The organism is Sphingobium sp. PNB (assembly GCF_019873065.1).
GTDB classification, from domain to species: Bacteria; Pseudomonadota; Alphaproteobacteria; order Sphingomonadales; family Sphingomonadaceae; genus Sphingobium; species Sphingobium fuliginis.
Window position 1 is genome coordinate 78,456 of the sequence record NZ_JAINEZ010000002.1, and the last position, 26,392, is coordinate 104,847.

The following is a 26,392-nucleotide window of genomic DNA, read 5'->3' on the forward strand; positions in this document are numbered from 1 at the left end:
CGCCTGCGGCAATTAGGATGCCGCCCACGGATCGGTAGCGATCAAGGAGAGGAGTGCGAGACTATGGACCAGGGCATTTACCCCGTTCCCAACCACTGGGCGAACGAAGCGCTGGTCGACGCCGCGCGATACCGGCAGATGTATGCGCGCTCGATCACCGATCCGGATGGCTTCTGGGCGGAGGAGGCGCAGCGCCTGGACTGGATGCGTCCTTTCAGCCAGGTGAAGGCGACCAGTTTTTCGGCGGAGGATTTCGGCATAAGCTGGTTCGCTGACGGCACGCTCAACCTGTCCGCCAATTGCCTCGACCGCCATCTGGCGGAGCGTGGCGACGCCATCGCGATCCTCTGGGAGCCCGACGATCCGGCAGAGCCCGAACGGCGCATCAGCTATCGCGCGCTGCATGAGGCGGTATGCCGCTTCGCCAATCTGCTGAAGGCGCGGGGCGTCAGGCGGGGCGACCGCGTCACCCTCTATCTTCCCATGGTGCCGGAGGCGGCGGTCGCGATGCTGGCCTGCGCGCGGATCGGCGCGATCCACTCGATCGTCTTCGCCGGCTTCTCGCCCGAAGCGCTTGCCGGCCGCATCGAGGATTGCGCGAGCCGCATCGTCGTCACCGCCGACGAGGGCCTGCGCGGCGGCAGGAAGGTTCCGCTGAAGGCGAATGTCGACGCCGCCCTAGCCCATTGCGCGGATGTCGATACCGTCATCGTGCTGCGCCGCACCGGCGCCGACGTGGCGATGGCCGGGGGCCGCGACATCGACTGGGCCACGGCGGTGGAAGCCCAGCCCGCGGAGTGCGAGCCGGAGGAGATGGGCGCGGAAGACCCGCTCTTCATCCTCTATACCTCCGGTTCGACGGGCAAGCCGAAGGGCGTGCTGCACACGACCGGCGGCTATGCCGTCTGGGCGGCGATGACGCACCAATATGTGTTCGATTATCGCCCCGGCCAGATCTACTGGTGCGCCGCCGACATCGGCTGGGTCACGGGCCACAGCTATGTCGTCTATGGGCCGCTGATGAACGGCGCGACGACCGTGATGTTCGAGGGCGTGCCCAATTTCCCGGATGCATCCCGCTTCTGGCAGGTGGTGGACAAGTTCGGCGTGGAGATTTTCTACGGCGCCCCCACCGCCCTGCGCGCGCTGATGCGCGAGGGCGACGAATGGGTGCGCAAGACCAGCCGCAAGTCCCTGCGGCTGCTGGGCAGCGTCGGTGAACCGATCAATCCGGAGGCGTGGGAATGGTATCATCAGGTCGTGGGTGAAGGGCGTTGTCCCATCGTCGACACCTGGTGGCAGACCGAGACCGGCGGCGCGATGATCAGCCCGCTGCCCGGCGCTGTCGCGCTCAAGCCGGGCTCAGCGACGTTGCCGATGTTCGGGGTCAGGCCCGAACTGGTCGATGGCGACGGGCGGCTGATCGAGGGGGCGGGCGAAGGCTGCCTCGTCCTCGCGGATAGCTGGCCGGGGCAGATGCGCACCGTCTGGGGCGATCATGACCGCTTCTTCCAGACCTATTTCACGACCTTTCCGGGGCGCTATTTCACCGGCGACGGATGCCGGCGCGACGAGGACGGCTATTATTGGATCACCGGCCGCATCGACGATGTCATCAACGTTTCCGGCCACCGCATGGGCACGGCGGAGATCGAGAGCGCGCTCGTCGCCCATCCCAAGGTTGCCGAGGCCGCCGTCGTCGGCATGCCGCACGACCTCAAGGGGCAGGGCATCTACGCCTATGTCACCACCAATGCCGATGTCGAGCCGGACGATGCCCTGCGCGGCGAGCTGATACGCTGGGTACGCAGCGAAATAGGCCCCATCGCATCGCCGGACGTGGTGCAGTTCGCCCCCGGCCTGCCCAAGACCCGTTCGGGCAAGATCATGCGGCGCATATTGCGGAAGATCGCGGAAAACGACGTTTCCAACCTGGGCGACACGTCGACGCTTGCCGATCCCACCGTGGTCGATAATCTGCTGGCGAACAGACCACGGTTGGAAGAGGCGCAATAGAAACGATTCTCATCGCAGACGACCACCCGCTTTTCCGTCAGGCGCTGGCGGTGGCGGTGATGAAGGTCGCTCCGCGGGCCAGCATCATCGAAGCGGGAACGCTCGCCGGCGCCGTTCAGGCGGCGAGCGGGGCCACGGGCCTGCGCCTCATCCTGCTCGACCTGAAGATGCCGGGCGCGGTCGGCTATTCGGGCATAGCGCTGTTGCATGCGGAACAGCCGGACGTGCCGATCCTGGTGGTTTCAAGCGCGGACGGGGCCAAGGCGGCGGAGGAAGCCCAGGCGCTGGGCGCCGTCGGCTTCCTCTCCAAGGATAGCGACCTGCCCGCGATCGAGGCGGCGATCGCGCGGGCGTTGGGCGGCCACCGGCTCCCGCCCGCTCCGCCACGGCCCGAGGATGCGGTCCAGAAGGAGATCGCATCCCTGACGCCCACCCAGTTGAAGGTCCTGCTGGAGGTGCTGAACGGCAAGCTGAACAAGCAGATCGCGCACGACCTCATGGTGACCGAAGCGACGGTGAAGGCGCATATGACCGCGATCATGCGCAAGCTGGATGTGCAGAACCGCACGCAGGCGGCACTGGTCGCGCGCTCGCTGGGCCTCGATCTCAACCACTGACGCGGGCCAGAAAGGCTGAGATCGCCTCCGGCGCAGCAGGCTTGGCGATGAAGGCGATGTCGAGCATGGCGGCGCGGGTGGCGAGGCTCGCATCGTCCTCCGCCGTGACCAGCGCGGCGGGCAATCCCGGATGCTCCCGCCGCAGCGCCGCGATCAGGGCAAGGCCGTCCTCTTGCGTCCCAAGCTGGAAGTCGACCAGCGCGGCGTCGGCTGCGGACGCGAGCTTTCGGGCGGTCCTGCCTTCGGCGGCGGCCAGCGGCCGATGGCCGAGGCTGGCCAGCAGCGCCTCGGTCGCGGCTACGATCATCGGATCGTCATCGACCACCAGCACGGCCAGACCCCTCGCCGCCGGAAGGGGGGCCTGCGCCCCCGGTGCCGGTGCCGGCGCGGCTGGCCCGGTTGCGGCAGGCATCAGCAGGCTGAACCGGCTGCCCTTTCCGGGCACGGACCGCACCTCGATCCGCCCGCCGAGCAGCCGGACGATGCGGCGTGCAAGGGCGAGGCCAAGGCCGAGTCCCTCGACGTCCAGCGCGCCGAGCCGGGTGAATTCCCCGAAGATCGTCCCGATCTGGTCGGCGGCGATGCCGACGCCGCTATCGACTACGTCGATCCGGATCATCGAACCCCTGCGCCGGACGCCCAGTAATATCCCGCCCTGCTGCGTGTAGCGCAGGGCGTTGGAGACGAAATTCTGGAGGACCGAGCGGAGCAGTCCCGGGTCGGTATCGAGATGGCCGGAAAGGGGACCGGTCAGCAGGCGCAGCCCCTTCTCCTTCGCCATCGGCGCGAATCCTTCAGCAAGGCTGGCGAGAAACGGCGTAAGGTCGATCGGCTCCGGGCTGGGCTCGACACCGCCGGCATCGAGCTTGCTGATGTCGAGCAGAGCGCGGAGCAGCCCTTCCGCCGCCATGATCGCGCTGTCGATGCGTTCGGCAAGGATGTGCGGCGTTCCTTCCACCTCGCGTTGCAGGGCGGCGGTGAACAGCCGCGCGGCGTGGAGCGGCTGAAGCAGGTCGTGGCTGGCAGCGGCGAGGAATCGGGTCTTGTCCTTCGTCGCTTCGGCCAGGCGCAAATTGGTCTCGCTGAGTTCGCGTGTGCGGTCGGCGACGCGGGTTTCCAGTTCCGCCAATGTGCGGCCCAGCTCGTCGCGGATGCGTGCATCCTCGGTGATGTCGATGAAGCTGGTGACATAGCCGCCGCCCGGCATCGGCCCGCCGATGGTCTTGATGACGCGGCCGTCCTTTCGCCGCCGCTCGAAACTGTGGGGCAGGCCGCGGCGCATGTGCCGCAGGCGTTTCCTGACGTGGAATTCTATGTCCTCGTCGCCGAAATCGCCCAGCCGCCCATTATGGCGGATCAGTTCCGCGATCGGCACGCCCACCCGCAGGAAGCCGGAAGGAAAGTCGAACAGGTCGAGATATTGGCTGTTCCATGCGATCAGGTTCATGTCGGCGTCGACCACGCTGATGCCGGCATCGATATGTTCGAAGGTCGCGGCGAGCAGTTCGCGGGAGAAGCGCAGCGACTGGCCGCGCTCTCCCAGCAGCCGGGTAACGTCGGAAAGGCTCATCTGCCCCCCGGCCAGTGCCGAGGCGACCAGCGCGCGGGCGGAGGAAGCGCCGACGACGCGCGCGATGAGCGTGCGGGCGCGCTGCGCCGACCGCCTGTCGATGGGCGTGCCCCGCATGGCCGCCGGAAATTCTCGGGCAGCCTCCTCTTCACCGATGAAGCTGGCGGTGAGCTGCGCCAGTTCGGCCAGGTCGGTGATCGGGCGCTGGCTGCCCAGGCGGGGCAGGACGGGCGCCTTCACCTTGCGCGCGGCGACCAGGCCGAAGACCAGAAGGTTCGCGCCCAGGCTCCACGCCACGCCATGCACCAGCGGCGACGCGGCGCCGATGCCGAAGAGGCGCAGGGGATCGGCGGCGCTTCCCTCCAGCGCATCCAGCCAGGCGGGCGGCAATATGGGCGGCAGGGCGAGGGTGTAGAACCAGATGACAAGGCCGACGGCAAGGCTTGCCCGCGCCGCCAGCGCATCGCGACCCGGCGCATAGGTGGCCAGGATCAGGTGCGGCGTGAACTGCGCCATGGCGGCGAAGGCGACAAGGCCGATCGAGGCGAGCGACTGTTCGGCCGAAACCAGCAGCGCCCAGGCGAGCGCCGCCGCGATGATGGCGAGGATGGAGAGGCGCCGCACGAGCAGCATGCGCCGGCCGAGCGCCCCGGCGCCCGCTTCCCCGCCATTCTCGCGCGCGAGCAGGGTGGGGAAGAGGAGGTCGTTCGAGACCATGGTCGCGAGCGCGGTCGAATCGACCACGACCATCGATGCCGCCGCCGCGATCCCGCCCAGCAGGGCCAGGGCAAGCACGATGCCCTGTCCGGTCATTCCGGGCAGGGCCAGCATGTAGAGATCGGGTTGGGCGCCGCGCAGCAGGCTTGCGCCGGCCAGCGCGATGGGCAACACCATCAGCGCCATCGCGCCGAGATAGGCAACCAGTCCCCAGCGCGCGCCGACAAGATCGCCCGGCTCCCGCGCCTCTACCAGGCCCATGTAGAATTGCCGGGGCAGGACGATGACGGCCATGGCGGAGATGAGGAAGATGATGCCGACCTCGATCGACAACCGTTCCGGCCGGAAATTGGCGGACAATATGGCGACGCCCCGGCTGAGGTCCGTCGGGTCCGCCTGTGCCAGCAGGACGAAGGCGAGGACGGCCACCGTGGTCAGCGCGACGATCTTGAGGAGGGATTCGATGCCGATCGCATAGACCAGGCCTTCGCTGCGCCCCGCCAGTTCGAACCGGCGGGCGCCGAACAGCATGGCGAACAGCGCCAGCAGCCAGGCGGCGGTCAGCATGGTCAGCGTCGCGACGGGGCGGCCCGTCACGATGGAGATCGCGCTGCCGATGGAGCGGAATTGCAGCGCGACATAGGGCACTGTTCCCAGCAAGGCGATGACCGTGACCAGACGGGCCACGACCACATCATGACCGAAGCGCGCGGCGATAAAGTCGGACACGGTGGTTGCCTGTTCCTCCGCCACCGCCTCGGCCAGCCTGCGCAGGAAACGGGGCGCGACGATCAGCAGGCAGATCGGCGCGAGATAGATGGGGAGGTAATGCCAGCCGTCGCGCACGGCGCTCCCGACCGCGCCGTAGAAGGTCCAGCTTGAGCAATAGACGCCCAGCGCCAGCGCATAGGCGCCGTGGCGCACGTCATAACGGCCGAGCGCAAGGCCGCCGCGCCTTTCGACGATGGTGGCGATCCCGAACAGCAGCAGGACGATCGCGAGCGCGAGAAGGGCCGCCGAAAGCAGACTCATGGCCCATCTCTACTGGCTCGAGGACGCCGGAACAATGCGCCGAAGAGGTCGTATTTCCGCCGGTGCGCGGAGCGCCCGGTTCCGGCAATTCCGCCTTATCGGTCGCTGATATTGGAACCCGTCGCCTGATTATCCGCGCCCGGCGCGTTGGGCGGCACTTCGCCAGATCCGCTGGTCGGCAGCGGTCCTGCGGCGCCATTGCCCGGCGCATCGTCCGCGCGGTTGATGGCCGCTCCGTTGACTGCATTCCGGTCGGACGGGGTCTCGCCCGAACAGGCCCCGGCAAGCAGGCTGCCTGCGATCAAAAGCATACGGACCATCCTTTCCTCCTCCCTTGGCATGGGCACCAGCGTCCCGCGCAGCCGATCACCGGCCTGCGCCTCATCAAACGCGACCGGGCGCCGGGCGATCCTGTCCCATCGATGACGCAGGTTAGGGCGCGGTCGGGTTTCGGGCCCTGCTCCAGGTCTTGGTCTTACCGCCGCCGCAATCGGACGACCGCTTCGTCCAGTGCGGACAGGAAGCGGGACCGGTCGGCCTTCGCGAACGGCGCTGGTCCGCCGACGCCGTCCGCCAGGATGCCGGCGCGCAAGTCCGCCTTGATCGCCCGTACCGCCACGGCATTGCCGATGGAGGCATGGGTGAAGGGCTTGCCCGTGGGCGCGATCACCGCACCGCATCCAGCCTTCAGGCATCGGTCGGCCAGCAGGATGTCCGCGGTGACGATGATCGAGCCGGCGTCCACATGCCCGGCGATCCAATCATCCGCCGCATCGAACCCCTCGCCCACAACGATGCGGGAGACGAGCGGATGCGCCGGCACCCTGATGGGACTGTTGCTGACGACGATGACCGGCACGCCATGGCGCCAGGCGACCTTGTAGGTCTCCTCCTTCACCGGGCAGGCGTCGGCATCGATAAGGATGTTGGGCGTTTTGGTCTGGGGCATGGCTGCCGCTCCATGCACCGCCTGATGGGCGCCGCGCAAGGCGGGATGAATGCGTGACCTAATCCGCCGGGCGCATCGGTTCGCCCTCCGGCGGCATTGCGCCCGTGGGGGGTCGAGACGCCGGATCGGGCGCGTCGATGCTTGAATGGATCATCAGGCCGACGATGACGACAATGCTCAACAGGATCGCCGTCAGCAACAGGCCCATGCCAAGCCTTCTGCGTCGCCCGCTCATCGCCTGTCTTTGGCGCGGGGCTCGGGCCGCGCCGGCAGCTCATCCAGCTTCGCGAGCAGGTCCTTGAAGAGGTCGTCATCCTGTATGGGAAAGTGCCGCCGGAATCCTTGACCGAGAAGCTCAAGGTCTTTCGCTGTCAGCAGGCCAATGGAAACGATCTGGTCCGGCACGGCATCCTCCTTATCGCTGGGAACTGCGGCGGAGCCCGCAAGTGCCAAGGATTCCACCTGCGACATGAAAATCTCTCCCGCTCCCCCGGCAGCAAGCCGGGGGGAGCGGGGCCATTCCCCTTTCAGGAGATGGCCGCCATTTCCTCCTGTCCCGGCGCAGCCGCCCCGCCCCGCCGGCCGAAGCGGGCATAGAGCGTGGGCAACAGGAACAGGGTCAGCAAGGTCGCGGAAACAAGGCCGCCGATGACTACGGTGGCGAGCGGCTTTTGCACCTCCGCCCCGGGGCCGGTCGCCAGCGCCATGGGCACGAAGCCGAGCGAGGCGACCAGCGCCGTCATGACCACCGGCCTCAGCCGCACCTTGGCGCCTTCGCAGGCTGCCTTGCCGCGATCCATGCCGCGCGCCATCAGGTCCTGGATCGACGTCACCATGACCAGCCCGTTGAGCACGGCGATGCCGGACAGGGCGATGAAGCCCACCGCCGCCGAGATCGAGAAAGGCATGCCGCGCAGCGCCAGCGCCAGAACGCCGCCGACCAGCGCGAGAGGGATGCCGGTGAAGACGATCACGGCGTCCCGCACGCTGCCGAGCGCCCCGTAGAGCAGCAGGAGAATGAGCGCGAAGCAGGCCGGTACGACCAGCAGCAGCCGTTCCCGCGCCGATGCCAGATTTTCGAACTGGCCGCCCCATTGGAGATAGGTGCCGGCGGGCAGCCGCACGTCCTGCGCGATCCCCGCCCGCACATCTGCGACGACGCCGGACACGTCGCGCCCGCGCACATTGGCCTGCACGACGATCCGGCGCTTGCCGTTTTCGCGGCTGATCTGGTTCGGGCCGTCGACCAGCGCGATCCGGGCGACGCTTGCCAACGGCACGAAGGCACCCGCCGGAGTGGGCACCGGCACCTGGCCCAGCGTCTCCAGATCGGTTCGCGCCTCCTCGCCCAGCCGGATCGTGACGGCAAAGCGCCTGTCGCCCTCGAAGATCATGCCCGCGTCGCGCCCGCCCACCGCGGCGGCCAATATGTCCTGCAACACCCGCGCGCTGATGCCCAGCCGCGCCATCGCATCGCGATTGGGTTGCACGTCGAGAATGGGGAGGCCTTCGGTCTGTTCCACCCGCACGTCGGTGGCGCCCGGGGTCCGCCGCAGCACGGCGGCGATGCGATCCGCCGTGCCGCTCATCTGGTCGACATCGTCACCGAAGACCTTGATGGCGATGTCGCCGCGCACCCCCGCGATCAGCTCGTTGAAGCGCATCTGGATCGGTTGGGTGATCTCATAGGCGTTGCCCGGCAGCATCGCGAGCCGCTGCTCCAGCCGTTCGACCAGATCCGCCTTGGCGAGGCGGGGGTCGGGCCATTGCGCGCGGGGCTTCAGGATGACGAAGGTGTCGGTCGCATTGGGCGGCATGGGGTCGGAAGCAAGCTCGGCCGTGCCCGTCTTGGAAAAGACGAAGCGGACTTCGGGCTCCCCCGCGACGGCGCGTTCGACCGCGAACTGCATGGCCTGGCTCTGGTCGACCGAAGTGCCCGGAACGCGGACCGCCTGGACGAGTATGTCGCCCTCGTCGAGCTGGGGCAGGAATTCCTGCCCCAGCATCGAGAAGCCGGCGATGGCCGCCAGAAATGCCGCGACCCCGATCCCGATCGTCCGGCTGGACCGGCGCATCGCCGCTTCCAGCCCCGACCGATAGCGTGCGTTCAGCCAGGACATGATCCGCCCCTCCTTCTCCTCGACCGGCTTCGACAGCAGCAGGGCCAGCATGGCCGGAACGAAGGTCAGCGAGAGGATGAAGGCGAAGCCGAGCGCGAGGATGACCGTCATCGCCATCGGCGTGAAGGTCTTGCCCTCCACCCCGTCCAGCGTGAGGAGCGGGACATAGACGAGGATGATGATCGCCTGGCCGTAGACGGACGGGCCTATCATCTCGCGCGCGGCCAAGGCCACGGCCGACAGCCTTTCTTCAGGGTTCAGCGTCCGGCCACGGTCATGCTGGTGCTCGGCGATCCGGCGCAGGGCATTTTCCACGATGATGACGGCCCCGTCGACGATGAGCCCGAAGTCGAGCGCGCCCAGGCTCATGAGATTGGCCGAGACACCGCCGCGCAGCATGCCGAAGCTGGTGAGCAGCATGGTGATGGGGATGACCAGCGCGGCGATCAGCGCGGCTCTGAAATTGCCGAGCAGGGCGAACAGCACGACGATGACGAGCAGCGCGCCTTCGGACAGGTTCTTCGCCACCGTGCCGATCGTCGCATTGACCAGCGCGGTGCGATCCAGAACGGGCTCTACGATGACGTCGGTCGGCAATGAGGCATTGATCTCGTCCAGTCGCCCGGCGACGGCGGAGGCAACGGCCCGGCTGTTTTCCCCGATCCGCATGACCGCGGTGCCGACGACGACCTCCCGTCCGTTCTCGGATGCGGACCCCATCCGCAGCGCCTGGCCGGTCCGCACCGTCGCGACCTGATGGAGCAGGATGGGAACGCCTTCCCGCGTCGCGATGACCGTTCGGCTGAGATCGTCGGCGTTGCGGATGCGGGCATCCGACCGCACCGTCAGCCCTTCGCCGTTGCGGTCGATGACGCCCGCGCCGACGGCGCTGTTATTCTCCTCCAATGCGGTCGCCAGGTCGTTGAGGCTGAGGTTCAGCGCCGCGAGCCGCTGGACATCGGGCGCGACCTGATATTGCTTCACATGGCCGCCGATGGAATCGATGCCGGCGATGCCTGGCGTGTTCTTGAGCAGCGGGGCGACGATCCAGTCCTGCACCGTGCGCAGATAGGTCGCCTGATCGGACTGGCCGACCAGCCGCTCGCCCTCCGGCGTGATGTAGCTGCCGTCGGGCTGGATGCCGGGTTCGCCGGGCGAGTGTCGGTCATCCTTGCGATGGGCCAGATGGACCGTCCACATATAGACTTCGCCAAGGCCGGTGGCGATCGGGCCCATTTCAGGCGTGACGCCGTCCGGCAGGCTATCCTCCGCGCTGCGCAGCCGTTCGGCAACCTGGGCGCGGGCGAAATAGATGTCGGTGGAATCGGTGAAGACCGCCGTCACCTGGGCGAAGCCATTGCGGCTCAGCGATCTTGTATATTCCAGCCCCGGCACCCCCGCCAGCGCGGTCTCTATCGGGAAGGCGACCTGCTTTTCGACCAGTTCGGGCGACAGCGCGGGCGCGCGGATATTCACCTGCACCTGGTTGTTGGTGATGTCGGGAACCGCGTCGATGGGCAGGCGGCTGAGCGCCCAGCCGCCGATCGCGGCCGCGATGAGGGTGACGAGCAGCACGAACCAGCGCCGCTCGACCGAAAAGGTCACGATACGCCCGATCATGGTTCAATCCTCATGCGTGGCTTCGCTCTTCCCGAGCTCGGCCTTGAGAGTGAAGCTGTTGGCGACGGCGATCTGCTCGCGCCCGGTCAGGCCCGACAGGATCGTGACCGCGTCGCCGCCTGGCTGGCCTGTAGTGACCGGTACGGCCCTGAACCCCTGGGCTGTGCGGACGAAGACCGAGGGCCGCCCTTCGACCGTCTGGACCGCGCCGGACGGCACCGTCATGCCGCCCGATTCGCCCGTCGCCGCGATGGCGGCGGTGACGGGTTCGCCGATACGCCACTGGCCGCCGCGATTGTCGATAAGGGCCAGAACGGGGACGAGGCGCGTGCTCTCATCGAGCACCGGAGAGACGAAGCCGATGCGTGCGCTGGTCCTGCGGTCCGGCGCGGTGATGTCCACGCGCGCGCCCGGCCGGACGCGGCTCGCATCGGCAGGGGAGAGCGACAGGCGGACCGCCAGTTTAGAGAGATTGGCGACGCGATAGAGTTCGGCATCCTCGGCGACCATCTGCCCCAGCGTCACGGTGCGGGCGATGACCTGGCCACCGATCGGCGCGGCGATGCCCAGCCGGTTGAGCCCGCCGCCCCCGCCCCCTGACGCCGCAATCCGCTGCCGGGCGAGGTGCAGCGCGATCCCGGCCTCCGTCGCGGCGGTGCGTGCCGCGACCAGATCCTGTTCGGGCGAAACCCGTTCGGCAAACAGGCGCTGTTCCCGCCGCAAATTGGATTGGGCGAGCGCCAGCCGCGCCTGCGCCGCTTCGGCCTCCGCCTTGAGCGAGGCGATCTCGCGGCTTTCGATCACCGCCAGCATGTCGCCCTTGCGCACCCATTCGCCCAGATTGCGGCTGAGGGCCACGATGCGCCCGCCGATCGCGGCGGAAACCACCTGCGTCCCCTGCGGATCGCCCTCTATGGTGGCGGGCAGGGTGATGGCGCCCGCCCCACCCGGGGTGGGCCGGGCGAGTTCGATGCCCGCGGCGGCGATCTGCTGCGCGGTGAGGCGGATCAGCCCTTCCTCGCCGGCATGCGCCTCCCCTTCGGCATGGCTTTCTTCGGCAGGCTGGTTTCCGCAGGCGGCGACCGTGAATGTCAGGATTGCGGCCATGACGGTCCGCTGGAGGAGGTTCATCGATCGTCTCCCTGATCCGGCGCGCGAGCGGTCAATCGCTCCAGCTGCGCTCGTGCATTGTGATAGGCGAGCAGCGCCTCTATGGCGGCTGCCTTCGTTTCGGTGAGCGTGCGTTCGGCATCGAGCAGGTCGAGCTGACTGAACTTGCCCTCGCGATAGCCGATGCGGGCGATGCGGGCGGCTTCCTCAGCGGCCGCAAGGGCGGGTCCGGTCGCCGTCTCCGCGCCGATGGCGGCGTTCGCGGCCTCGGCCTGCGCCTGGGCTATCGCCTGGGCGACCTCCTGCGCGGTGGCTCGCCGCTGGGCTTCGGCGCGACGCTGCTCCGCCAGCGCCTGCCCGACCGCCGCCTTGCCGCCGTTGAGGAAGGGGAGGGGCAGCGACAGGCTGAAAAGCGCTGCGCTGTCGTTGGTCGCTTCCAGTCGGCGGACGCCCGCGCCCACGGTCAGATCGGGAATGCGCTGGGTTCGGGCAAGCCGCACCTGCGCGCTGCTCGCCGCCAGATCGGCGTTGGCGGCGGCAAGCGCCAGCGTCTCTATCGGCTCCAGGGGCTGCAACGGGCCGTGGGCTGTGCCGATACGGTCGAACCAGCCTGCGTCGAGAGCGCCGGGGATCGCCTGCCCGATTCGCTGGGCCAGGATGAAGCGGGCCGTTTCCGCCGACCGTTCCATCCGCACGAGAGCAGCCTGCGCATTGATCCGAGCCAGCTCGGCGCGCTGCACCTCCATGGGCGAGGCGCGGCCGGCACGCAGGCGGACATGAGCGGCATGCAGGCCTTCCCCGGCAATCCGAAGCTGGTCGCGCGCATTCGCCAGCCGCCGCTCCGACGCCGCGGCCTCCGCATAGGCCCGCGTCACCGCGAACCGCAGGTCGACCCGCGCAACCGCCTGTTCGATCATGGCGCGATCGCGCTGGGCGCCCGCGACGGCCAGCCGGGCCGATCGCTTTCCGCCCAGTTCCAGCGGGAGGGCCAGCGAAGTCGTGGCCTCCAGGCTTTTCGTGTCCGCATAGAGGCCGGTGCCGGCCACATTCTCGGCTTCGACGGTGAGGATGGGGTTCGGCCGCAGACCGGCCGCTGCCTGCGCGGCCCTGGCTGCATCGACGCCGGCCCCGGCCGCGTCCAGCGAAGGGGCAGTGGCGCTGGCGAGATCGAGCGCCTGCTCAAGCGTCAGGCCGGGCGGTGCTTCGGCCGTCGGCGCGGACTTCGCCTGCGTGGCGGATAGGGGTGAGGTGGCGGCAAGCAACGCCGCCAGCAAACGGTTCATGTTCGGAAACTCCTGACAACGGATGACCGCCTGCGCGATGCGCAGGCCGGGCGGCAGTGGTCAGGCGATCGGCGGTCTCAACTCGCTCCGCGGAGGTGCGGCGCCATGGATGGTGGGCGTCCAACGCAGCTTCACCATCCGATGGACCGGACCGGACGTGATTTCCGACATGGCGACAGCGGCCGCGACATGATGCCCATGGCATCCCCCATGTTGGTGAGGATAGGCGCGGTCGGTATCGCCGGACGTCTGTCCCGCATCGCCGCCGTCATGCGTTTCGGCAGCCGCTGGTCCTTCTGCGTCGATGCAATCGATCGGCTCCATCGCATGCGCGACCGATGCCGTCGTAAAGGACAGCGCCAGCGCGAGACAGGCGAATAGGGCGAGCAGCCGGTTCATGCGCCTGCCTTTAACGAGCATTTTCGGGCTGGTTGCAAGGGGAGAACGCTACCCCGCAGCGCGTTTTTCGGCATGGCGATGGATATTCGAGCGACGATTCCGCCATGCGGGCGCCTCATTTCCTGGAGGAAGCGGCTATGTTTTGACGGCTACTGCCTCGTTGAAGCGGAGCGCGGGACGCGAAGCACCGTCAACCGGTGCGGGGGTGAGGCTTGTCGGCCTGAGGCTTATGATCAGGGGTCTCCGTCAGGCATGTTGTTCCTCCAGCGCACGCGTTTGCAGGCGATCTGCCGCTGGCCTGCCTATACGCCTGCTATCGTCCAGAAGGTCCGACAGGACTGACAGGGAAGGGGAGCGATGGTCCGGCTTCCGGACATGCCGGCCTGCGGTCATGGCATCCTCCTGCAGCGGGCTGAGCCGGAGCATGTCCCTGATGCGGTCCGCCAGTTGCCGGGCGCGTTGTGAGGGCTTGGAGGAAAGGGCAACCTCGTAGGAGATGGCTGGCAGGGCCGGCAGCAAGCCGGTGAAGCCGGGTGTCGAATTGTCCGCGAAGAAGCGCGAATGCGCCGTTATCTCGATGCCGCAGGCCACCGCCGCACGAAGCGAGGCAAGTTTGGAGGATTAAACGACGACTTTGAACCGTCGACCCGCCTTGTGAGCGTGGAGAAGATCTTCTCCCGATAGAGGCATGGCTCCTCCTGAACCATCCTATGTCCTCTCGCAACAGGCGCCGAACGCCAAGCTGGTCCGTTGTCCCGAGACCGGGCATGGCTTCCTGTTCCAGGAAATCGAGGACTTCGTTGCCGAAAGCGATCGCTTCCTGGCCTAGGCGGATGGAGCGGCGGCACCGGCTTCCGCCTGTGGAAGCACGACCCATGTGGCAGTCCGGGGCGGTTCGCCCCTCGGGAATCGCCTAGCCCCGCCGCCATTTGTCACGCTCGGCAAAGACGCGGGCGACTTCCTCCATATGTTCCGCGCCCCAATTGGACAGGGGCGCCAGGGCATCGGCCAGGCTGCGGCCCAGTGCGGTCAGCGAGTAATCGACCCGGGGCGGCACTTCCCTATAGTCCGTCCGGACGACGATGCCGTCGCTCTCCAGTTCCTTGAGCTGCTGGATGAGCACCTTGTCGCTCACGCCGCGCACGGCCCGCTTCAGTTCGCCATAGCGATTGGGCGCTTCCAGCAGGAAGTAGATGATCAATGGCTTCCACTTGCCGGCGATCACCTTGAGGGTGGCGTCCAGGCCGCAGGAGAAGCCCGGCATGCAGGATGGTTCCTCGGACATATTTTGATACTTACCAAAAGGTGCATACTTGTCCATAGGAATGTGCCTCGCCAGCTACGCATCACCTGAAAAAGGAGATGCGAAGATGAAGAGATTGAATGGCAAGACGGCGGTGGTGACGGGCGGCGCAAGCGGCATCGGCTTCGCCACGGCGCAGCGTTTCGTGGAGGAGGGCGCTTTCGTTTTCCTCTTCGGACGTCGGCAGGAAGCGCTTGATGCGGCCGTCGCCCGGCTTGGCGGGAACGCGGTCGCCGTGCAGGGATCGGTGACGAGTCCTGAGGATCTCGACCGGCTGTTCGCCGCGGTGGAAGCGCGGCGGGGCCAGCTCGACATCGTGGTGGCCAATGCAGGCACCGGCGAGTTGGTGCCTTTGGGCGAAATCACCCCGGAACATTATGACCGCACGTTCGACGTCAATGTGAAGGGCGCGATCTTCACGGTGCAGAAGGCCTTGCCACTGATGCGGGATGGCGGCGCGATCATATTGACCGGCTCGACCACCGGAGAAATGGGAACGCCCAGCTTCAGTGTCTACAGCGCTTCCAAGGCCGCCGTCCGCAATCTGGCAAGGAGCTGGGCGCTGGACCTCAAGGGCACCGGCATTCGCGTGAACGTGCTCTCGCCCGGGCCGACGCTCACCGATCTGGCGCTCGACGTCGTCGGCAGGGAGGCTTTCGAGGCATTGGGTGAAGCAACGCCCCTCGGGCGCCTGGGCGATCCGTCGGAGATTGCGGCGGCGGCGGCGTTCCTCGCGTCGGGAGACAGCAGCTTCATGACCGGCGGCGAGCTGTTCGTCGACGGCGGCCTGGCGCAGATATGAGCGGGCGCCGGGCGTCATCGGGGTCTTGACAGGAACAGGCGCCGACCCCCCCTCGGGGGGCCGGCGCCGTCCGGCAAGCGGGCCTTTCAGATCTGCACTTGCCCGCCGTCCAAGAAAAGTTCGATCCCGTTGATGAAGCTCGCCTCGTCGGAGGCGAGGAACAACACCGCCCTGGCGATTTCCTCCGGCTGTCCGACGCGGCCGGCCGGGATCAGTCCCGCGAGATATTCCTTGGTTCCTTCCGCCTGTTCGCCGCCGCCGAACAGTTCATTGAGGCCGGCGGTCTCGGTCACGCCGGGGCTGACCGCGTTCACGCGGATGCGGCGGTCCTTCAGGTCCAATATCCAGTTGCGGGCGAAATTCCGCACGGCCGCCTTGGTGGCTGAATAGACGCTCAGCGCCGGCGTGCCCGCCACGCAGGTGGTGGAAGCCGTCAGGACGATGGATGCGCCGTCCTTCAGCAAGGGCAAGGCCTTCTGCACGGTGAACAGCACGCCCTTCACATTGGTGTCGAAGGTCCGCTGATAATGGTCCTCGCTGATCGCGCCCAGCGGGGCGAACTCGCCGCCGCCCGCATTGGCGAAGAGGACGTCGATCCGTGCATGGTCCTGCTGGACCGCGTCGTAGAGCCGGTCGATGTCGGCCAGGTCCGCCATGTCGCCGCGAACCCCCGTCACCCTGCCGCCGATGGACCGGACCGCCGCGTCGAGCGCATCCTGACGGCGGCCGGTGATGAACACCGATGCGCCTTCCTCGGCAAAGGCCTTCGCCGTGGCCAGCCCGATGCCGCTCGTGCCGCCCGTGATCACCACCACCTTGTTGTCGAACTTGTCCGTCATCGTCTGTCTCCTTGAGCATTTCGGCAGGATCGCCTTTGCCCGATGGAGATAGATTCGGGACGATAAGGCTTGTAGTCGGCAGAAATGGCACTTAGCGTTCCTTAAGAGGAACGATGATGAAGATTGATCTCAATGACTATGCCTATTTCGCGCAGGTTGTGGCCCATGGCGGTTTCGCGGCGGCCGGCCGCGCCCTGCGCGAACCCAAGTCGAAACTGTCCCGCCGCATCGCCGGTCTGGAGGAGCGTCTGGGGCTTCGGCTGATCGAACGGTCCAGCCGCCGCTTCCGCGTCACTGACACAGGCCAGTCCTTTTATGAGCGATGCCGCACCATCCTGGCCGAAGTGGAACAGGCCGAAGCACTGGTCATGCAGGCGCAGGCCGAACCCCATGGCCGGGTTCGCTTCAGTTGCCCGTACGGTCTCGTCGAAATCGTCTCGGACCTGGTTCCCGCTTTTCTCCGGCGCTATCCCGGGGTCCGCCTTCAAATCGTCGCGACTGACCGGGCCGTGGACCTGATCGAGGAACGCATCGACGTCGCCCTGCGGGTGCGCACGACGCTGACGGGCGATGCGGCCCTCACCATGCGTTCATTGGGGAAATCGACGCGCATTCTGGTGGGCAGCCCGCAATGGGCGAGCCGCCTTGCCGATATTGCCGGACTGGCCGATCTGCCCTGCCTGGGTACGAGCGATGCCGGCGATGAAAGCGAATGGCATTTGGAAACCGACGACGGGCGTTCGCATACCATCCGCTTTGCGCCCCGGCTGGGTTGCGAAAACATGCTGGCGGTGCGGAAGGCCGCGGTGGAGGGCCTGGGGATCGCCCTGCTTCCCGACCATATCTGCAATGCCGCGCTGGCGGAGGGGCAGCTTGTGCATATCCTTCCCGCATGGCGCGGCGTGCAAGGGATCGTGCATCTGGTCTTCACGACCCGGCGCGGCCTGCCCCCGGCGGTCAGGGCCTGGATCGACCATCTCGCCGCCGGTTTCCCGCGGGGGATGCTGGCCGCGCAACAGTGATCGCCCTGGCGTTCCGGCTGTTTCCGTCCGGGAGATTCCGCCTCAGAAAATCCCCGCCCCGGCGAGCGGGGCGGGGACCGGTGCGACCCGATTCCTTCGTGACCGCTGGCGCACTAACTTTCCCTGCATCATGCGCAAACAACATGGATTAGGCGGTCCGGCGTCCTCGGCCCTCATGTCGGATTTTTACAATCCGAATCGGGTGGATTGCGCAAGAGCAGCCCTGCGACCCGAAGGGCTTTCATGCCTTTCTCCTTGGCTCGGCGGCTTCGGCTGCCGGGCCAGTTTTTTGGGAGTGCGGCCCCCTGCCGGCGGTCATGGGGGCATGGGAAAGGGGCGGGCGCTTCCATGACCCATGGTGCGCGTCCGGCTTCCCTCATCGCCGTTTATGGGTTGGCCGCTCCTTCAAAGGGCACGGTCCTGCGCTAAAGAAATCTAATAGGTCCCCCAGCATTGCTTGTGAGACTAATCTCTACCATTAAAATAGATAATGGCCATTCCATGCCGGAAGGATGAGTATGAAGCCGTTACGTGCCGTGATAGATTCCTGGCTCCGCTTGCGCGATGCCGCCCGCCGCGAATTTCTGCGTGATCCGAATGTGATCCTCTTCGAGCGCGCGCCGCAGCAGGAAAGCGCCGGTGGTCGCTGAGGGCTGGTCGCGGCGTGGTTTTCTGGCGGCGGGCGCGGCGTCCGGCCTTTTGCTGGCCGGCTGTGGCGCCGGGCGCGACAGGCCCCGGCTGCGCGCCGCGATCGTCGGCAAGGGCGAGACCGACATGCGGTTGCTGTTCAAGGCCGCCGGCATCGCCCGGCAGGATTTCGACATCCACTATAGCGAGTTCCAGTCGGGACATCTGGTGGTGGAGGCGTTGAACGGCGGGTCGCTGGATTATGGAGGAATGAGCGAGATTCCGCCGATCTTCGCGGCCGCCTCTACGATCCAGAGCTTCCGTCAGATCGCCGTCCTTCACGGCGACGTCAATAATCAGGCGGTTCTGGTGCCCAAGGGATCAAAGGCGCGTTCCATAGCCGACCTGAGGGGCAAGCGCGTCGGTTATGTGCGGGCAACCACCTCGCAATATTTCCTGATCCGGATGCTGGAGGAAGCGGGTCTTGGCTGGGGCGACATCACGCCCGTCGCCATGGGCGTTGCCGACGGCGCAGCCGCCTTTTCCCAGGGCGCGCTGGACGCCTGGGCGATCTATGGCTTTCCGATCCAGCGGGCCATCGCGACCGAGGGTGCGCGGATATTGCGCACCGCTTACGGCATCCTGTCGGGCAACTATCTCGTATGCGCCCATGCCGATGCGCTGGCCGACGCGGAAATGTCCCAGATCATCCGCCAATATCTGGCGCTGGTGCAGCAGGCCTATGGCTGGGCCGTGGCCAATGAAGCCGAATGGGCGGGCATCGTCGCCAGGGACATCGGCGTTCCGCGCGATTATGTGGTGGACCAGTTCCGCCGCAAGAGCGACAGTTACGAACTGCGCCCCGTCACCGATGCGGCCATCGCCTCGCAGCAGCAGGTGGCGGACCTTTTCCTCGCGCAGAAGCTGCTGCCCAAGCCGGTCGATGTCCGACCGCTCTGGGACGCGCGCTTCAACGATTCCATACCGAAAAGAGGCTGAAAATCATGACCCGCCACCCACCCGCCGCCTCAGGCCGCCGGGTGGGAAAGGCCGATCGCGCTCGCCGTTCCGGCAGGACGCCAGGAAGCCGGCGGTCATGCATGAAAAGCAGTAAGGCCGCGACACGGTCGTAAGGCTTGGCGTCGGCATCTCGGCCAGTATGCTTCCGCCAAAGCCCGCCACCGCTGCTGCCGGGCAGTGGAACATGCAGGCTCTCCGCCAGTTGGCTCCTTTTACGGCTGACAGGAGAGATCCATGGTTCCCCAACATATTCCCGACGGCAAGGATCAGGCTGACGGGACTGGCGCGTCCGTGGACGACCTGCCCGCAGCGGGTGGTAGAGACCCGCATGGGGCTGTCGGCAGCGGCTCACATCTCACCCCGGACCGCAAGCCTGACATCAGCACTCCACCCGCAGCGGGCACTGACAATCGGGGCAAGCGGCCGAAGGAAGGCATTGGCGAAGTCGAAGGCAGCGGTGCAGGCGCGGGCGGCGGCGGGAATCCCGAGGATTTCGACAGCGACACCGCCGGCGGCGGCGCGGCGCAGTAACGGGCCCGCCGCGCCTTGCGTCTGTGCGAAGACATGCCGGATGGCCTGGTTCCACGCGGTCTGACGCAACATATATGTCCCGGCGATCCGGCCACCGTCAAAAGGCGGTCTTCTCCTCCAGATGCTGTTCGACATCTGCGCGATCGATCCACAATGTGCGGAATTTCTTGTCGGCCAGCAGCCGGAGCTGGTCGCTGTTATGCTTGGAGCCCGGCTGGCTGGAATTGCCGTAGCTCATCAGGCCCACCGCCTTCATCGGCGTGCCGAATTCGACCATCGACACCCAGGTTTCGCCGTGGACGGGCGTGCGCTCGCCATTCTTCATCGGCCCCCAGGTGATCGTGCGGAACACGCCGGTGTTGCCGAAGCCTCCATTGGCCGGAAGGTTCACGTCGCCGATATGGAAGCGCGAGACTTCGCCATATGGGCGGTCGACCGCGCCATAGACTTCCCTGGTCTTCGCCACCGCCTGCTTCAGCATGGCGACCGCCGCCGCCGGGGCCTTCAGGCCGCGTGGCGTCTCCAGCGGATCGTCCAGCGTCCATTTGACGGCATAGTTGGATTGATCCGTGAAATTCTTCGGCGCGAAGATAGCGGCCCAGGTCTCGAACAGCAGGGCGGCACGGCTGTCGGGTTCGAAGCGACGGTCCCAACCCTTGAGCAGCGTCACGGCCGTCTGCACATCGGGATCGGCGGAGGCCGACGCGGCCGCCAGCAGATCGGGCAGCAAGCGTTCCGCCATCAGCGATGTCGTCGTGACCTTGCGCGCCACGAAATCCTCGAAGCCGATCTTGTCCGTCCCGCTCATCAGCTTGACCGACATCTGCGCACGCTGGCTCATCGGTCCCACCGGCGCGACATAGGCGGGGAAATCCCTGGGATCGAGCGCACGGGGCCAGGTGGCCAGCCATGGCGGATCATTGGCGTTCTGCACGAAGCCGCTCGCGGGATCGAGCACCTTGGGCATGTCGTCATAGCTGTGGACATCCTTCCACAGCGTTGCGGAGGTGTCGCCGGGAACGGGCGCGGACCAATAGCTGAGGTCGCCGTTCGCATGTCTGGGCAACAGGCCGTTGTCGAGATAGAGGATATGGCCCGCACGGTCGGCATAGATGATGTTGAACATCACCACCTGCATCTTGCGCAGCGCCTTTTCGAAGCCGGCCCAGTTTCGCGCCTTCCCCATTTCGAGATATTGCTGGAGCACGCCGGGGCGGTCCAGGCCGGCCACCTTGAGCGCGATGGTCGTTTTGCCGTTGGGCAGGGTGAAGACCGGGCCCTGCACGGCGCTCTTCTGTTCGAAGCTGACGGTTTTCAGCGATCCGTCCGCCTGTTTCACCTTGTAGCTTTTCGTGACCGACCTGAACGGCAGGACCTTCCCGTCGAAGCGATAGCCGCTGCCTTCCAGCGTCAGCCTGTAGCTGGTGAAGCCCTGCATCGTATTGACGGTGTTGGTGAAGCCCAGGTCATTGTTGAAGCCGAAGCGCAGCACGGGCAGCCCCACTTGCGTGGCGCCATAGATGGCAAGGCCCGGCGCATTGATCTGCGCCTCATAATAAGTGAGCTGGCTTGGCGCCCAGGGCAGATGCGGATTGGCTAGCAGCATCGCCTTGCCGCTGGCCGAACGGGACGGCGCGACAGCCCAGGCGTTCGATCCGCCCGCTTCGTTGATCGATGGATCGCTCAACACCTTCCGGTCGGATGCGATATAGCCGAAGTTCATCAGCCTTTGCGCATGACCGATGATGTCCACCCCGGTCAAGGGGAGCACGACCTTGACCTCCGGCGCGATCCTGTCGGGATGCGCGGCGGCATAGGCATTCACCCCGGCTGCGAAAGAGTCGAGGTTCTTCCGCATCTGCGGGGTCTGCTGCCTGAACCATGATTTCGACCGTTCGGGAACGTCGTTGGCGATCAGCCATTTATCCTGGCTCTCATATTTCGCCCCCCAATATTCCGCGGCCTGGGCGCGGCTTTCGCCATACATGCGCAGCAGCAGATTGCCGTGGCTTTGCGCCTGGGCATAGCCGAAACCGTAGAAGCCGCCTTCTTCCGTCCTGGCATAGATGTGCGGCACGCCGAAGCTGTCCCACAAAATCTCGCCCCCGCCCCATTTGGCCGAAGGGGCGGCGACGGAGGCAGTCATTGCGGAGGAAGCGGCCAGCGCCGCCAGCCAGATCGTCATGTGGCGCATCGCCATCATCTCCTGTCATCGCGGAAAATGCGCCGCCTCTGCGGGAAGGCGGCGCTTCATGGTCCTGTGGGTTAGAAGTTCAGTCCGACACGGGCATAATAGAACCCGCCGGTGAAGCCGATGGGCGAAGTGCCGGGATAGGCGCCCTGGCCCAGCGTGGCGCTGATCTGCCCGGTTTCGTCGGGATAGACGTTGAACAGGTTGTTCGCGCCGACGGCCAGGTTGACCAGCGGCGTGACCTGCCAGCCCAGTTCCATGTCCGTGATCCACTTCGCGCCATAGCTGCGGTCGTTCGGATAGGTCGTGACGCCGCCGCTGGTCACGCCGTTCTGCAACACCTGGAACTTGCCGAAGCGCGTCAGGCGGGAGGAGAGCGTGAAATCGCCCAGCGTCGCGAGATTGCTGATCGACAGCTTCGTGCGCGGCAGGTTGGTCGTCATATTGCTGCGCCGGGCGCGGTCGAACAGTTCGAAGCTGATCGTGCTGAGTTCCGGCGGGTTGTCGATGATGTCGGTGATCTTGGTCTTGTTGTAGTTGTAGCCAAGGTTCCACTGCATGGCGAGCGCATCGAGCAGGTTGTGTTTGTATGAGGCGACGATGTCGATACCGCGAGTCCGGGTGTCGATGGCATTGGTATAATATTGGGCCGACAGTGTATTGGCCTGCGATGCAGGAATACCGCTGGCGATCAGGATATTGGAAACCGCCGTGCCGGTCAGCGTGCTGGTGATGGTGATGCGGTCGTCGACGTCGATCTGATAGGCGTCGATCGTCAGGTTGAAGTTCGGCAAGGGGGTCAGCACAACGCCGCCCGATATGTTGAACGATTTTTCGGGCTTCAGCGGCTTGGCGCCCAGCGCGACCGCCGCCGGATCGTCCACCGCCAGCGTCTTGATCTGAAGCAGGACGTTGTTCACGCCGTTGACGGTGCGGAACTGGTTGGTCGTCTGGGTATAGATCTGCTGCGCCACCGCCGGCGCGCGGAAGCCGGTATTCGCCGCTGCGCGCAGGGCGATCCAGGGTGCGATGGCATAACGGCCGTTCACCTTCCAGATCAGCGTATTGCCGCTGCCGTCGTCATAATGCTCGAACCGGGCAGCCGCGCCGATGGTGATGTCCTTGCTGGGGTCCCAGGCGACATCGCCATAGACGGCATAGTTGTCGCGCGACATATAGGCTGCGTCGCTGGGCTGGAAGCCGGCGGAACTCTGCGCGCCGGGCGTCATGCCCGATGAGATGAAGGTGCCGACCGCATAGCTTGCCGGATCGCCCGCGAAGGTCTGGTAGCGCTCGTGCCGCTGCTGCGCGCCGGCCGACACCTGGAGGTTGCCGCCGCCGACGTCGAAGCCGCGCGTCAGGTCGAGCGAGGTGACGAACTCCGACGACTTCAGCGTGCCGATGTAGAATTCGGTGGGGCTGAGCGCGCCCAGCGTGGGATTGACCGTGCCTTCGGAAGACTGGCGGGCGCGGTTGCGGCCGTAGCCGGTGGAAAAGTCCCAGTCCCATCCGGACAGTTCACCCTTGGCGCCGACGGTGAATTCGAAATCCTCCTCGTCGATCATGACGTGCGGGCGATAGCCATTGGGGTAGATCGCCATCACATTGTTGACGTCCTTGGGATAGCGGTAGGAATACCACAGGTCCGACCGCCGCTGGCTGTAGGTGCCGAAGGCATAGAGCTGGACGCCGCCGAGGTTGTAGCCGGCGTTGAGCGCGGTATTGATGCTGCGGGAGGGCATGACGCCGAAGCTGGTGGTCACGATCCGCTCCTTGCCCACGGCTGCGGCATCGCGCGGGTCGAGCTGGCCGCCGATCAGCGGATAGAGGCAGGTGGTCGTCGCCGTCACCGAACAGTCGGCCAGCGGCAGCGCCCGGTTCGACATCTCCTGCTTCTTGAGGTTGAGGGAGAGGTTGGCGAAGCCGCTGTCGCCCAGCTTCATGCCGAAGTTCAGGTCCGCCTGGTACAGTTCGCCGTCGGAACGGTCGAAATTCTGGCCGGCGGTGACGTTCGCGGAACCGCCCTTGGCGTCGTCCTTCAGGATGATGTTGATGACGCCCGCAATGGCGTCGGAGCCATATTGCGCCGCCGCACCGTCGCGCAGCACCTCGATATGATCGACGGCGGAGGTCGGGATCATGTCGAGGTCCGAAGGGACCGATCCGTTGTAGAGGGTGGATACCGCGTTGATGAGCGAGGTCTTGTGGCGGCGCTTGCCGTTGACGAGGATCAGCGCCTGATCGGGATTGAGACCGCGCAGACCGCCGGTCGCGATGACCGTGGACGTCGCGCCGCCGGCCCGCACCGGCAGGTTGAAGGATGGCACCAGCGTGTTCAGCGCCTGGAAGACGCCGGCCTTGCCCGTCCGCGTCAGGTCCGCGCCGGAAATGACGTCGATCGGCGTCGGGCTGTCGGTGACGGTGCGCGCCTGCCCGCGCGATCCGGTGACGACGATGGCGGGACCGTCGGGTTCTTCGGTGCTCGTGGCGCCGGCCTGAGGGGCAGGGCCTGCGCCGGCCGACTGAACGGCGAAGGGCAGGGCGGTGACGCCCAGGCTGGCGACCTCTACCGCGCGTGTCTTCTGCGCCCGGGCGCTCAGCGCCAGCGCCATGACATTGTTGTTCGACAATGTGATCTTCAGGCCCGACCCCGCGATCAGCCGCTGGAGCGCGACGTCGGGCGCCATCTTGCCATTCACCGACTGGGCGTGCAGCCCGGCAACCTGATCATAGGGAAAGAGAAGCTGGATGCCCGACTGCTTGGCAAAGAGCGTCAGCGCGGTCTGCATCGATTGGGCCGGGATCTTGAACTGCGTCGGTTCGGCGGCGGTCGCTGACTGCGCGCTCCATGCAATGAGCGCCGCCGTTGCGCACAACGACAGGTTCCGAAAATTCTGCGTCATCGTACCCCCTGTGAAAATTTGCATTGTCAGTGGTGGATACGGAGGCCGATCGCGTTTCTGCTAACGACGCTTGAAAATATCTCATTTTCGTGACGTCGAGGCTCATTCTATCGAATGAAGACCGCTGCGCCGCCAAAGAGACGAAAGCGTAGGGAGGTATCGACAGGAACAGGGGACAAGCGTGGACGTGGAATCGATCAGGGCGAGGCTGGATTGGTTCAAGCAGGCCATCCTGCCGCATGAAGGCGCCTTGCGTTCGCGGCTGCGCAGGGTCGTATCGCGCAGCCACGATGTCGACGATCTTGTCGCGGAATGCATGACCCGCGCCTATGCGAGCGGCGACATCCACCGCGCGCATAGCGGAAAGGCCTTTCTGTTCCAGATCGCGCGCAACCTTCTGATCGACGAGGCCAGGCGGGAAAAGATCGTCTCGCTCGAACTGGTGGCCGAACTCGACGTGCTGCAGGCCGACAATTCGACGGAGGAAGCGCTGCAGGCGCGTGACGAACTGCGTCATCTGCAGGCCATTCTGGATACGCTGCCGCTGCAATGCCGCCGGGCCTTCATCCTGCGCCGCGTGCACGGGAAATCGGTCAAGGACATAGCAGAGGAAATGGAGCTATCCGTCTTTACCGTAGACAAGCATTTGACGCGGGCGGCCGTGAAGATAATGCAGGCTATCGGGCAGTTTGAGGGTTCTGGATTTGGCTGGTCGCTACAGAAGCGCGGAGGACATGCAGGCGATCGAGGCCGAAGCGGCTCGTCTGTACCTTAAGGCGCGGGCAAGCGACGCCGCGCAAGACTGGGACCAGGCCTATGCGTGGGTGGCGCAGGATCCCGCTCACGGCTTCGCCTTCGCCAAGGCGGAGGCGGGCTGGGAACTGACCGGCCGGTTGCAGGAACTGCCTGTCGGCGGGGACGATCAACCGGCCCCCGTCCCATCGGTGGATTCTGGCGCCGAGGACGCCGCTGTCCCGCTGATCGGGCGGCGGGGCCTGCTCGTCGGCCTTGCCGCTGCCGCCGCATCGATAGGGGTGGCGGCGACAGTGACGCTCAGGTTGCTGGGGGCGGTCGACCGCTATCGCACGGCGCTGGGCGAGACCCGCACGGTCAAGCTGGCGGACGGATCGCTGGTTCACCTCAACACCAACAGCTCGGTCGAGGTCGCCCTGCGGGACGACATCCGGTCGATCAAATTGCTGAAGGGGGAGGCGCGCTTCGATGTCGCCCACGACGCCAGGCGGCCTTTCATCGTCAATGCCGACGGCACGCTGGTCCGTGCGGTGGGAACCATGTTCAACGTGCGCCTGCGGCCCGACGTCACCGAATTGACGGTGATCGAGGGCATGGTGGCGGTGCGCAACGGAGGCTCCGCCGTCCGCAGGATCGGCAGCGGACGCAGCGCCGCCGTGCGCAGCGGCAGCATTGCCGTCACCCATCTCGAGCCGGCCAAGATGAAGCAGCGGATCGCCTGGCAGGAAGGCATGGTCGAATTCGATGGCGATACGCTGGCGCAGGCGGTGGGGGAGTTCAACCGCTATCGCTCCAACCCCATGGTGATTGGCGATCCCGCCATTGCCAGCCTGCGGATCGGCGGCGCCTTCCGGCTGGACCGGTCGCAGGATTTCGTCCAGGCGCTGGAGAGCGGCTTCGGCGTGCGCGCCGTCCCCGGCAGCGACAGCTCGATTATATTGGTGTCCGCCGAATAGCATTAGCAGAAG

General features: G+C 66.3%; 24 protein-coding genes. 10 read left to right on the forward strand and 14 right to left on the reverse strand.

What is annotated here, in order from left to right; all coding sequences use genetic code 11:
* Nucleotides 1–63 precede the first annotated feature (63 nt).
* Nucleotides 64–2,016, forward strand: a complete 1,953-nt coding sequence (gene acs, locus K7W03_RS01100; protein ID WP_222885296.1) for an acetate--CoA ligase — start codon at nucleotides 64–66, stop codon at nucleotides 2,014–2,016.
* Nucleotides 2,013–2,633 carry a LuxR C-terminal-related transcriptional regulator gene (locus tag K7W03_RS01105; RefSeq protein WP_025549456.1) on the forward strand — a complete coding sequence of 207 codons (621 nt, stop codon included), beginning with the start codon at nucleotides 2,013–2,015 and terminating at the stop codon, nucleotides 2,631–2,633. Before acs ends, K7W03_RS01105 begins: the two co-directional genes overlap by 4 nt.
* Here K7W03_RS01105 and K7W03_RS01110 read toward each other — a convergent pair.
* From K7W03_RS01110 to K7W03_RS01155, 10 genes are all read right to left on the reverse strand, one after another.
* Nucleotides 2,623–5,952, reverse strand: a complete 3,330-nt coding sequence (locus K7W03_RS01110; protein ID WP_222885297.1) for a PAS-domain containing protein — start codon at nucleotides 5,950–5,952, stop codon at nucleotides 2,623–2,625. The genes K7W03_RS01105 and K7W03_RS01110 overlap by 11 nt on opposite strands.
* Nucleotides 5,953–6,047: 95 nt before the next feature.
* A complete protein-coding gene (locus tag K7W03_RS01115) occupies nucleotides 6,048–6,272 on the reverse strand; it encodes a hypothetical protein (protein WP_226869600.1) in 225 nt (74 codons plus the stop codon).
* A gap of 155 nt (nucleotides 6,273–6,427) precedes the next feature.
* Entirely contained in the window at nucleotides 6,428–6,901 is a 474-nt protein-coding gene (locus tag K7W03_RS01120) for a YaiI/YqxD family protein (protein ID WP_222885298.1), read from the reverse strand.
* A gap of 58 nt (nucleotides 6,902–6,959) precedes the next feature.
* Nucleotides 6,960–7,136, reverse strand: coding sequence for a hypothetical protein (locus K7W03_RS01125; RefSeq protein ID WP_173664356.1), 177 nt, complete (start codon nucleotides 7,134–7,136; stop codon nucleotides 6,960–6,962).
* A complete protein-coding gene (locus K7W03_RS01130; protein ID WP_025549459.1) occupies nucleotides 7,133–7,372 on the reverse strand; it encodes a hypothetical protein in 240 nt (79 codons plus the stop codon). The genes K7W03_RS01125 and K7W03_RS01130 overlap by 4 nt, the downstream gene beginning before the upstream one ends.
* 56 nt (nucleotides 7,373–7,428) lie before the next feature.
* Entirely contained in the window at nucleotides 7,429–10,641 is a 3,213-nt protein-coding gene (locus K7W03_RS01135; RefSeq protein WP_222885299.1) for an efflux RND transporter permease subunit, read from the reverse strand.
* 3 nt (nucleotides 10,642–10,644) lie between these two features.
* Entirely contained in the window at nucleotides 10,645–11,772 is a 1,128-nt protein-coding gene (locus K7W03_RS01140; RefSeq protein ID WP_226869601.1) for an efflux RND transporter periplasmic adaptor subunit, read from the reverse strand.
* The gene (locus K7W03_RS01145; protein WP_222885300.1) at nucleotides 11,769–13,034 is read right to left on the reverse strand and encodes a TolC family protein; all 1,266 of its coding nucleotides are present in this window, start codon (nucleotides 13,032–13,034) and stop codon (nucleotides 11,769–11,771) included. Before K7W03_RS01145 ends, K7W03_RS01140 begins: the two co-directional genes overlap by 4 nt.
* A 60-nt stretch (nucleotides 13,035–13,094) precedes the next feature.
* Nucleotides 13,095–13,433: a hypothetical protein gene (locus tag K7W03_RS01150; RefSeq protein WP_025549463.1), complete on the reverse strand. Its 339-nt coding sequence runs from the start codon at nucleotides 13,431–13,433 to the stop codon at nucleotides 13,095–13,097.
* Nucleotides 13,434–13,679: 246 nt separating this feature from the next.
* Nucleotides 13,680–14,024 (reverse strand): hypothetical protein, encoded by a 345-nt coding sequence (locus tag K7W03_RS01155; protein ID WP_048575962.1) that lies wholly within the window; start codon nucleotides 14,022–14,024, stop codon nucleotides 13,680–13,682.
* Nucleotides 14,025–14,121: 97 nt separating this feature from the next.
* On the opposite strand from K7W03_RS01155, the gene K7W03_RS01160 reads away from it, so the two are divergent.
* Entirely contained in the window at nucleotides 14,122–14,262 is a 141-nt protein-coding gene (locus K7W03_RS01160) for a hypothetical protein (protein ID WP_197565247.1), read from the forward strand.
* A gap of 84 nt (nucleotides 14,263–14,346) precedes the next feature.
* On the opposite strand, the gene K7W03_RS01165 is transcribed toward K7W03_RS01160, so the two are convergent.
* Entirely contained in the window at nucleotides 14,347–14,697 is a 351-nt protein-coding gene (locus K7W03_RS01165) for a winged helix-turn-helix transcriptional regulator (RefSeq protein WP_226869602.1), read from the reverse strand.
* Nucleotides 14,698–14,803: 106 nt separating this feature from the next.
* On the opposite strand from K7W03_RS01165, the gene K7W03_RS01170 reads away from it, so the two are divergent.
* Entirely contained in the window at nucleotides 14,804–15,538 is a 735-nt protein-coding gene (locus tag K7W03_RS01170) for an SDR family NAD(P)-dependent oxidoreductase (protein WP_099186588.1), read from the forward strand.
* 86 nt (nucleotides 15,539–15,624) lie between these two features.
* Here the strand turns inward: K7W03_RS01170 and K7W03_RS01175 are convergent, their stop codons facing one another.
* Nucleotides 15,625–16,377 (reverse strand): SDR family NAD(P)-dependent oxidoreductase, encoded by a 753-nt coding sequence (locus K7W03_RS01175; protein ID WP_222885301.1) that lies wholly within the window; start codon nucleotides 16,375–16,377, stop codon nucleotides 15,625–15,627.
* A gap of 113 nt (nucleotides 16,378–16,490) precedes the next feature.
* Here K7W03_RS01175 and K7W03_RS01180 point away from each other — a divergent pair, with 113 nt between their 5' ends.
* The 4 genes from K7W03_RS01180 (at nucleotide 16,491) to K7W03_RS01195 (ending at nucleotide 19,577) form a co-directional block, all read left to right on the forward strand.
* The gene (locus tag K7W03_RS01180) at nucleotides 16,491–17,399 is read left to right on the forward strand and encodes a LysR family transcriptional regulator (RefSeq protein ID WP_226869603.1); all 909 of its coding nucleotides are present in this window, start codon (nucleotides 16,491–16,493) and stop codon (nucleotides 17,397–17,399) included.
* Between the two features lie 512 nt (nucleotides 17,400–17,911).
* Nucleotides 17,912–18,049, forward strand: a complete 138-nt coding sequence (locus K7W03_RS01185; protein WP_222885302.1) for a hypothetical protein — start codon at nucleotides 17,912–17,914, stop codon at nucleotides 18,047–18,049.
* Nucleotides 18,039–19,025, forward strand: a complete 987-nt coding sequence (locus K7W03_RS01190; RefSeq protein ID WP_222885303.1) for an ABC transporter substrate-binding protein — start codon at nucleotides 18,039–18,041, stop codon at nucleotides 19,023–19,025. Before K7W03_RS01185 ends, K7W03_RS01190 begins: the two co-directional genes overlap by 11 nt.
* A gap of 255 nt (nucleotides 19,026–19,280) precedes the next feature.
* Nucleotides 19,281–19,577, forward strand: coding sequence for a hypothetical protein (locus K7W03_RS01195; protein WP_061936162.1), 297 nt, complete (start codon nucleotides 19,281–19,283; stop codon nucleotides 19,575–19,577).
* A gap of 97 nt (nucleotides 19,578–19,674) precedes the next feature.
* Here the strand turns inward: K7W03_RS01195 and K7W03_RS01200 are convergent, their stop codons facing one another.
* Nucleotides 19,675–21,771 carry a penicillin acylase family protein gene (locus K7W03_RS01200; protein WP_222885304.1) on the reverse strand — a complete coding sequence of 699 codons (2,097 nt, stop codon included), beginning with the start codon at nucleotides 21,769–21,771 and terminating at the stop codon, nucleotides 19,675–19,677.
* Between the two features lie 71 nt (nucleotides 21,772–21,842).
* Nucleotides 21,843–24,671, reverse strand: a complete 2,829-nt coding sequence (locus tag K7W03_RS01205; protein WP_222885305.1) for a TonB-dependent receptor — start codon at nucleotides 24,669–24,671, stop codon at nucleotides 21,843–21,845.
* A 181-nt stretch (nucleotides 24,672–24,852) separates the two neighbouring features.
* On the opposite strand from K7W03_RS01205, the gene K7W03_RS01210 reads away from it, so the two are divergent.
* The gene (locus K7W03_RS01210; RefSeq protein WP_319024274.1) at nucleotides 24,853–25,446 is read left to right on the forward strand and encodes an RNA polymerase sigma factor; all 594 of its coding nucleotides are present in this window, start codon (nucleotides 24,853–24,855) and stop codon (nucleotides 25,444–25,446) included.
* Nucleotides 25,406–26,380, forward strand: a complete 975-nt coding sequence (locus K7W03_RS01215; RefSeq protein WP_222885306.1) for a FecR family protein — start codon at nucleotides 25,406–25,408, stop codon at nucleotides 26,378–26,380. The genes K7W03_RS01210 and K7W03_RS01215 overlap by 41 nt, the downstream gene beginning before the upstream one ends.
* Nucleotides 26,381–26,392 lie beyond the last annotated feature (12 nt).

What these genes read in the sequence shown, in the direction of transcription:
- acs (WP_222885296.1), top strand. Translation starts at nt 64, where the DNA reads ATGGACCAGGGCATTTACCCCGTTCCCAACCACTGGGCGAACGAAGCG.
- K7W03_RS01110 (WP_222885297.1), bottom strand. Translation starts at nt 5,952, where the DNA reads ATGAGTCTGCTTTCGGCGGCCCTTCTCGCGCTCGCGATCGTCCTGCTG.
- K7W03_RS01115 (WP_226869600.1), bottom strand. Translation starts at nt 6,272, where the DNA reads ATGGTCCGTATGCTTTTGATCGCAGGCAGCCTGCTTGCCGGGGCCTGT.
- K7W03_RS01120 (WP_222885298.1), bottom strand. Translation starts at nt 6,901, where the DNA reads ATGCCCCAGACCAAAACGCCCAACATCCTTATCGATGCCGACGCCTGC.
- K7W03_RS01125 (WP_173664356.1), bottom strand. Translation starts at nt 7,136, where the DNA reads ATGAGCGGGCGACGCAGAAGGCTTGGCATGGGCCTGTTGCTGACGGCG.
- K7W03_RS01130 (WP_025549459.1), bottom strand. Translation starts at nt 7,372, where the DNA reads ATGTCGCAGGTGGAATCCTTGGCACTTGCGGGCTCCGCCGCAGTTCCC.
- K7W03_RS01135 (WP_222885299.1), bottom strand. Translation starts at nt 10,641, where the DNA reads ATGATCGGGCGTATCGTGACCTTTTCGGTCGAGCGGCGCTGGTTCGTG.
- K7W03_RS01140 (WP_226869601.1), bottom strand. Translation starts at nt 11,772, where the DNA reads ATGAACCTCCTCCAGCGGACCGTCATGGCCGCAATCCTGACATTCACG.
- K7W03_RS01145 (WP_222885300.1), bottom strand. Translation starts at nt 13,034, where the DNA reads ATGAACCGTTTGCTGGCGGCGTTGCTTGCCGCCACCTCACCCCTATCC.
- K7W03_RS01150 (WP_025549463.1), bottom strand. Translation starts at nt 13,433, where the DNA reads ATGAACCGGCTGCTCGCCCTATTCGCCTGTCTCGCGCTGGCGCTGTCC.
- K7W03_RS01160 (WP_197565247.1), top strand. Translation starts at nt 14,122, where the DNA reads ATGGCTCCTCCTGAACCATCCTATGTCCTCTCGCAACAGGCGCCGAAC.
- K7W03_RS01165 (WP_226869602.1), bottom strand. Translation starts at nt 14,697, where the DNA reads ATGCCGGGCTTCTCCTGCGGCCTGGACGCCACCCTCAAGGTGATCGCC.
- K7W03_RS01170 (WP_099186588.1), top strand. Translation starts at nt 14,804, where the DNA reads ATGAAGAGATTGAATGGCAAGACGGCGGTGGTGACGGGCGGCGCAAGC.
- K7W03_RS01175 (WP_222885301.1), bottom strand. Translation starts at nt 16,377, where the DNA reads ATGACGGACAAGTTCGACAACAAGGTGGTGGTGATCACGGGCGGCACG.
- K7W03_RS01180 (WP_226869603.1), top strand. Translation starts at nt 16,491, where the DNA reads ATGATGAAGATTGATCTCAATGACTATGCCTATTTCGCGCAGGTTGTG.
- K7W03_RS01185 (WP_222885302.1), top strand. Translation starts at nt 17,912, where the DNA reads ATGAGTATGAAGCCGTTACGTGCCGTGATAGATTCCTGGCTCCGCTTG.
- K7W03_RS01195 (WP_061936162.1), top strand. Translation starts at nt 19,281, where the DNA reads ATGGTTCCCCAACATATTCCCGACGGCAAGGATCAGGCTGACGGGACT.
- K7W03_RS01200 (WP_222885304.1), bottom strand. Translation starts at nt 21,771, where the DNA reads ATGCGCCACATGACGATCTGGCTGGCGGCGCTGGCCGCTTCCTCCGCA.
- K7W03_RS01205 (WP_222885305.1), bottom strand. Translation starts at nt 24,671, where the DNA reads ATGACGCAGAATTTTCGGAACCTGTCGTTGTGCGCAACGGCGGCGCTC.
- K7W03_RS01215 (WP_222885306.1), top strand. Translation starts at nt 25,406, where the DNA reads ATGCAGGCGATCGAGGCCGAAGCGGCTCGTCTGTACCTTAAGGCGCGG.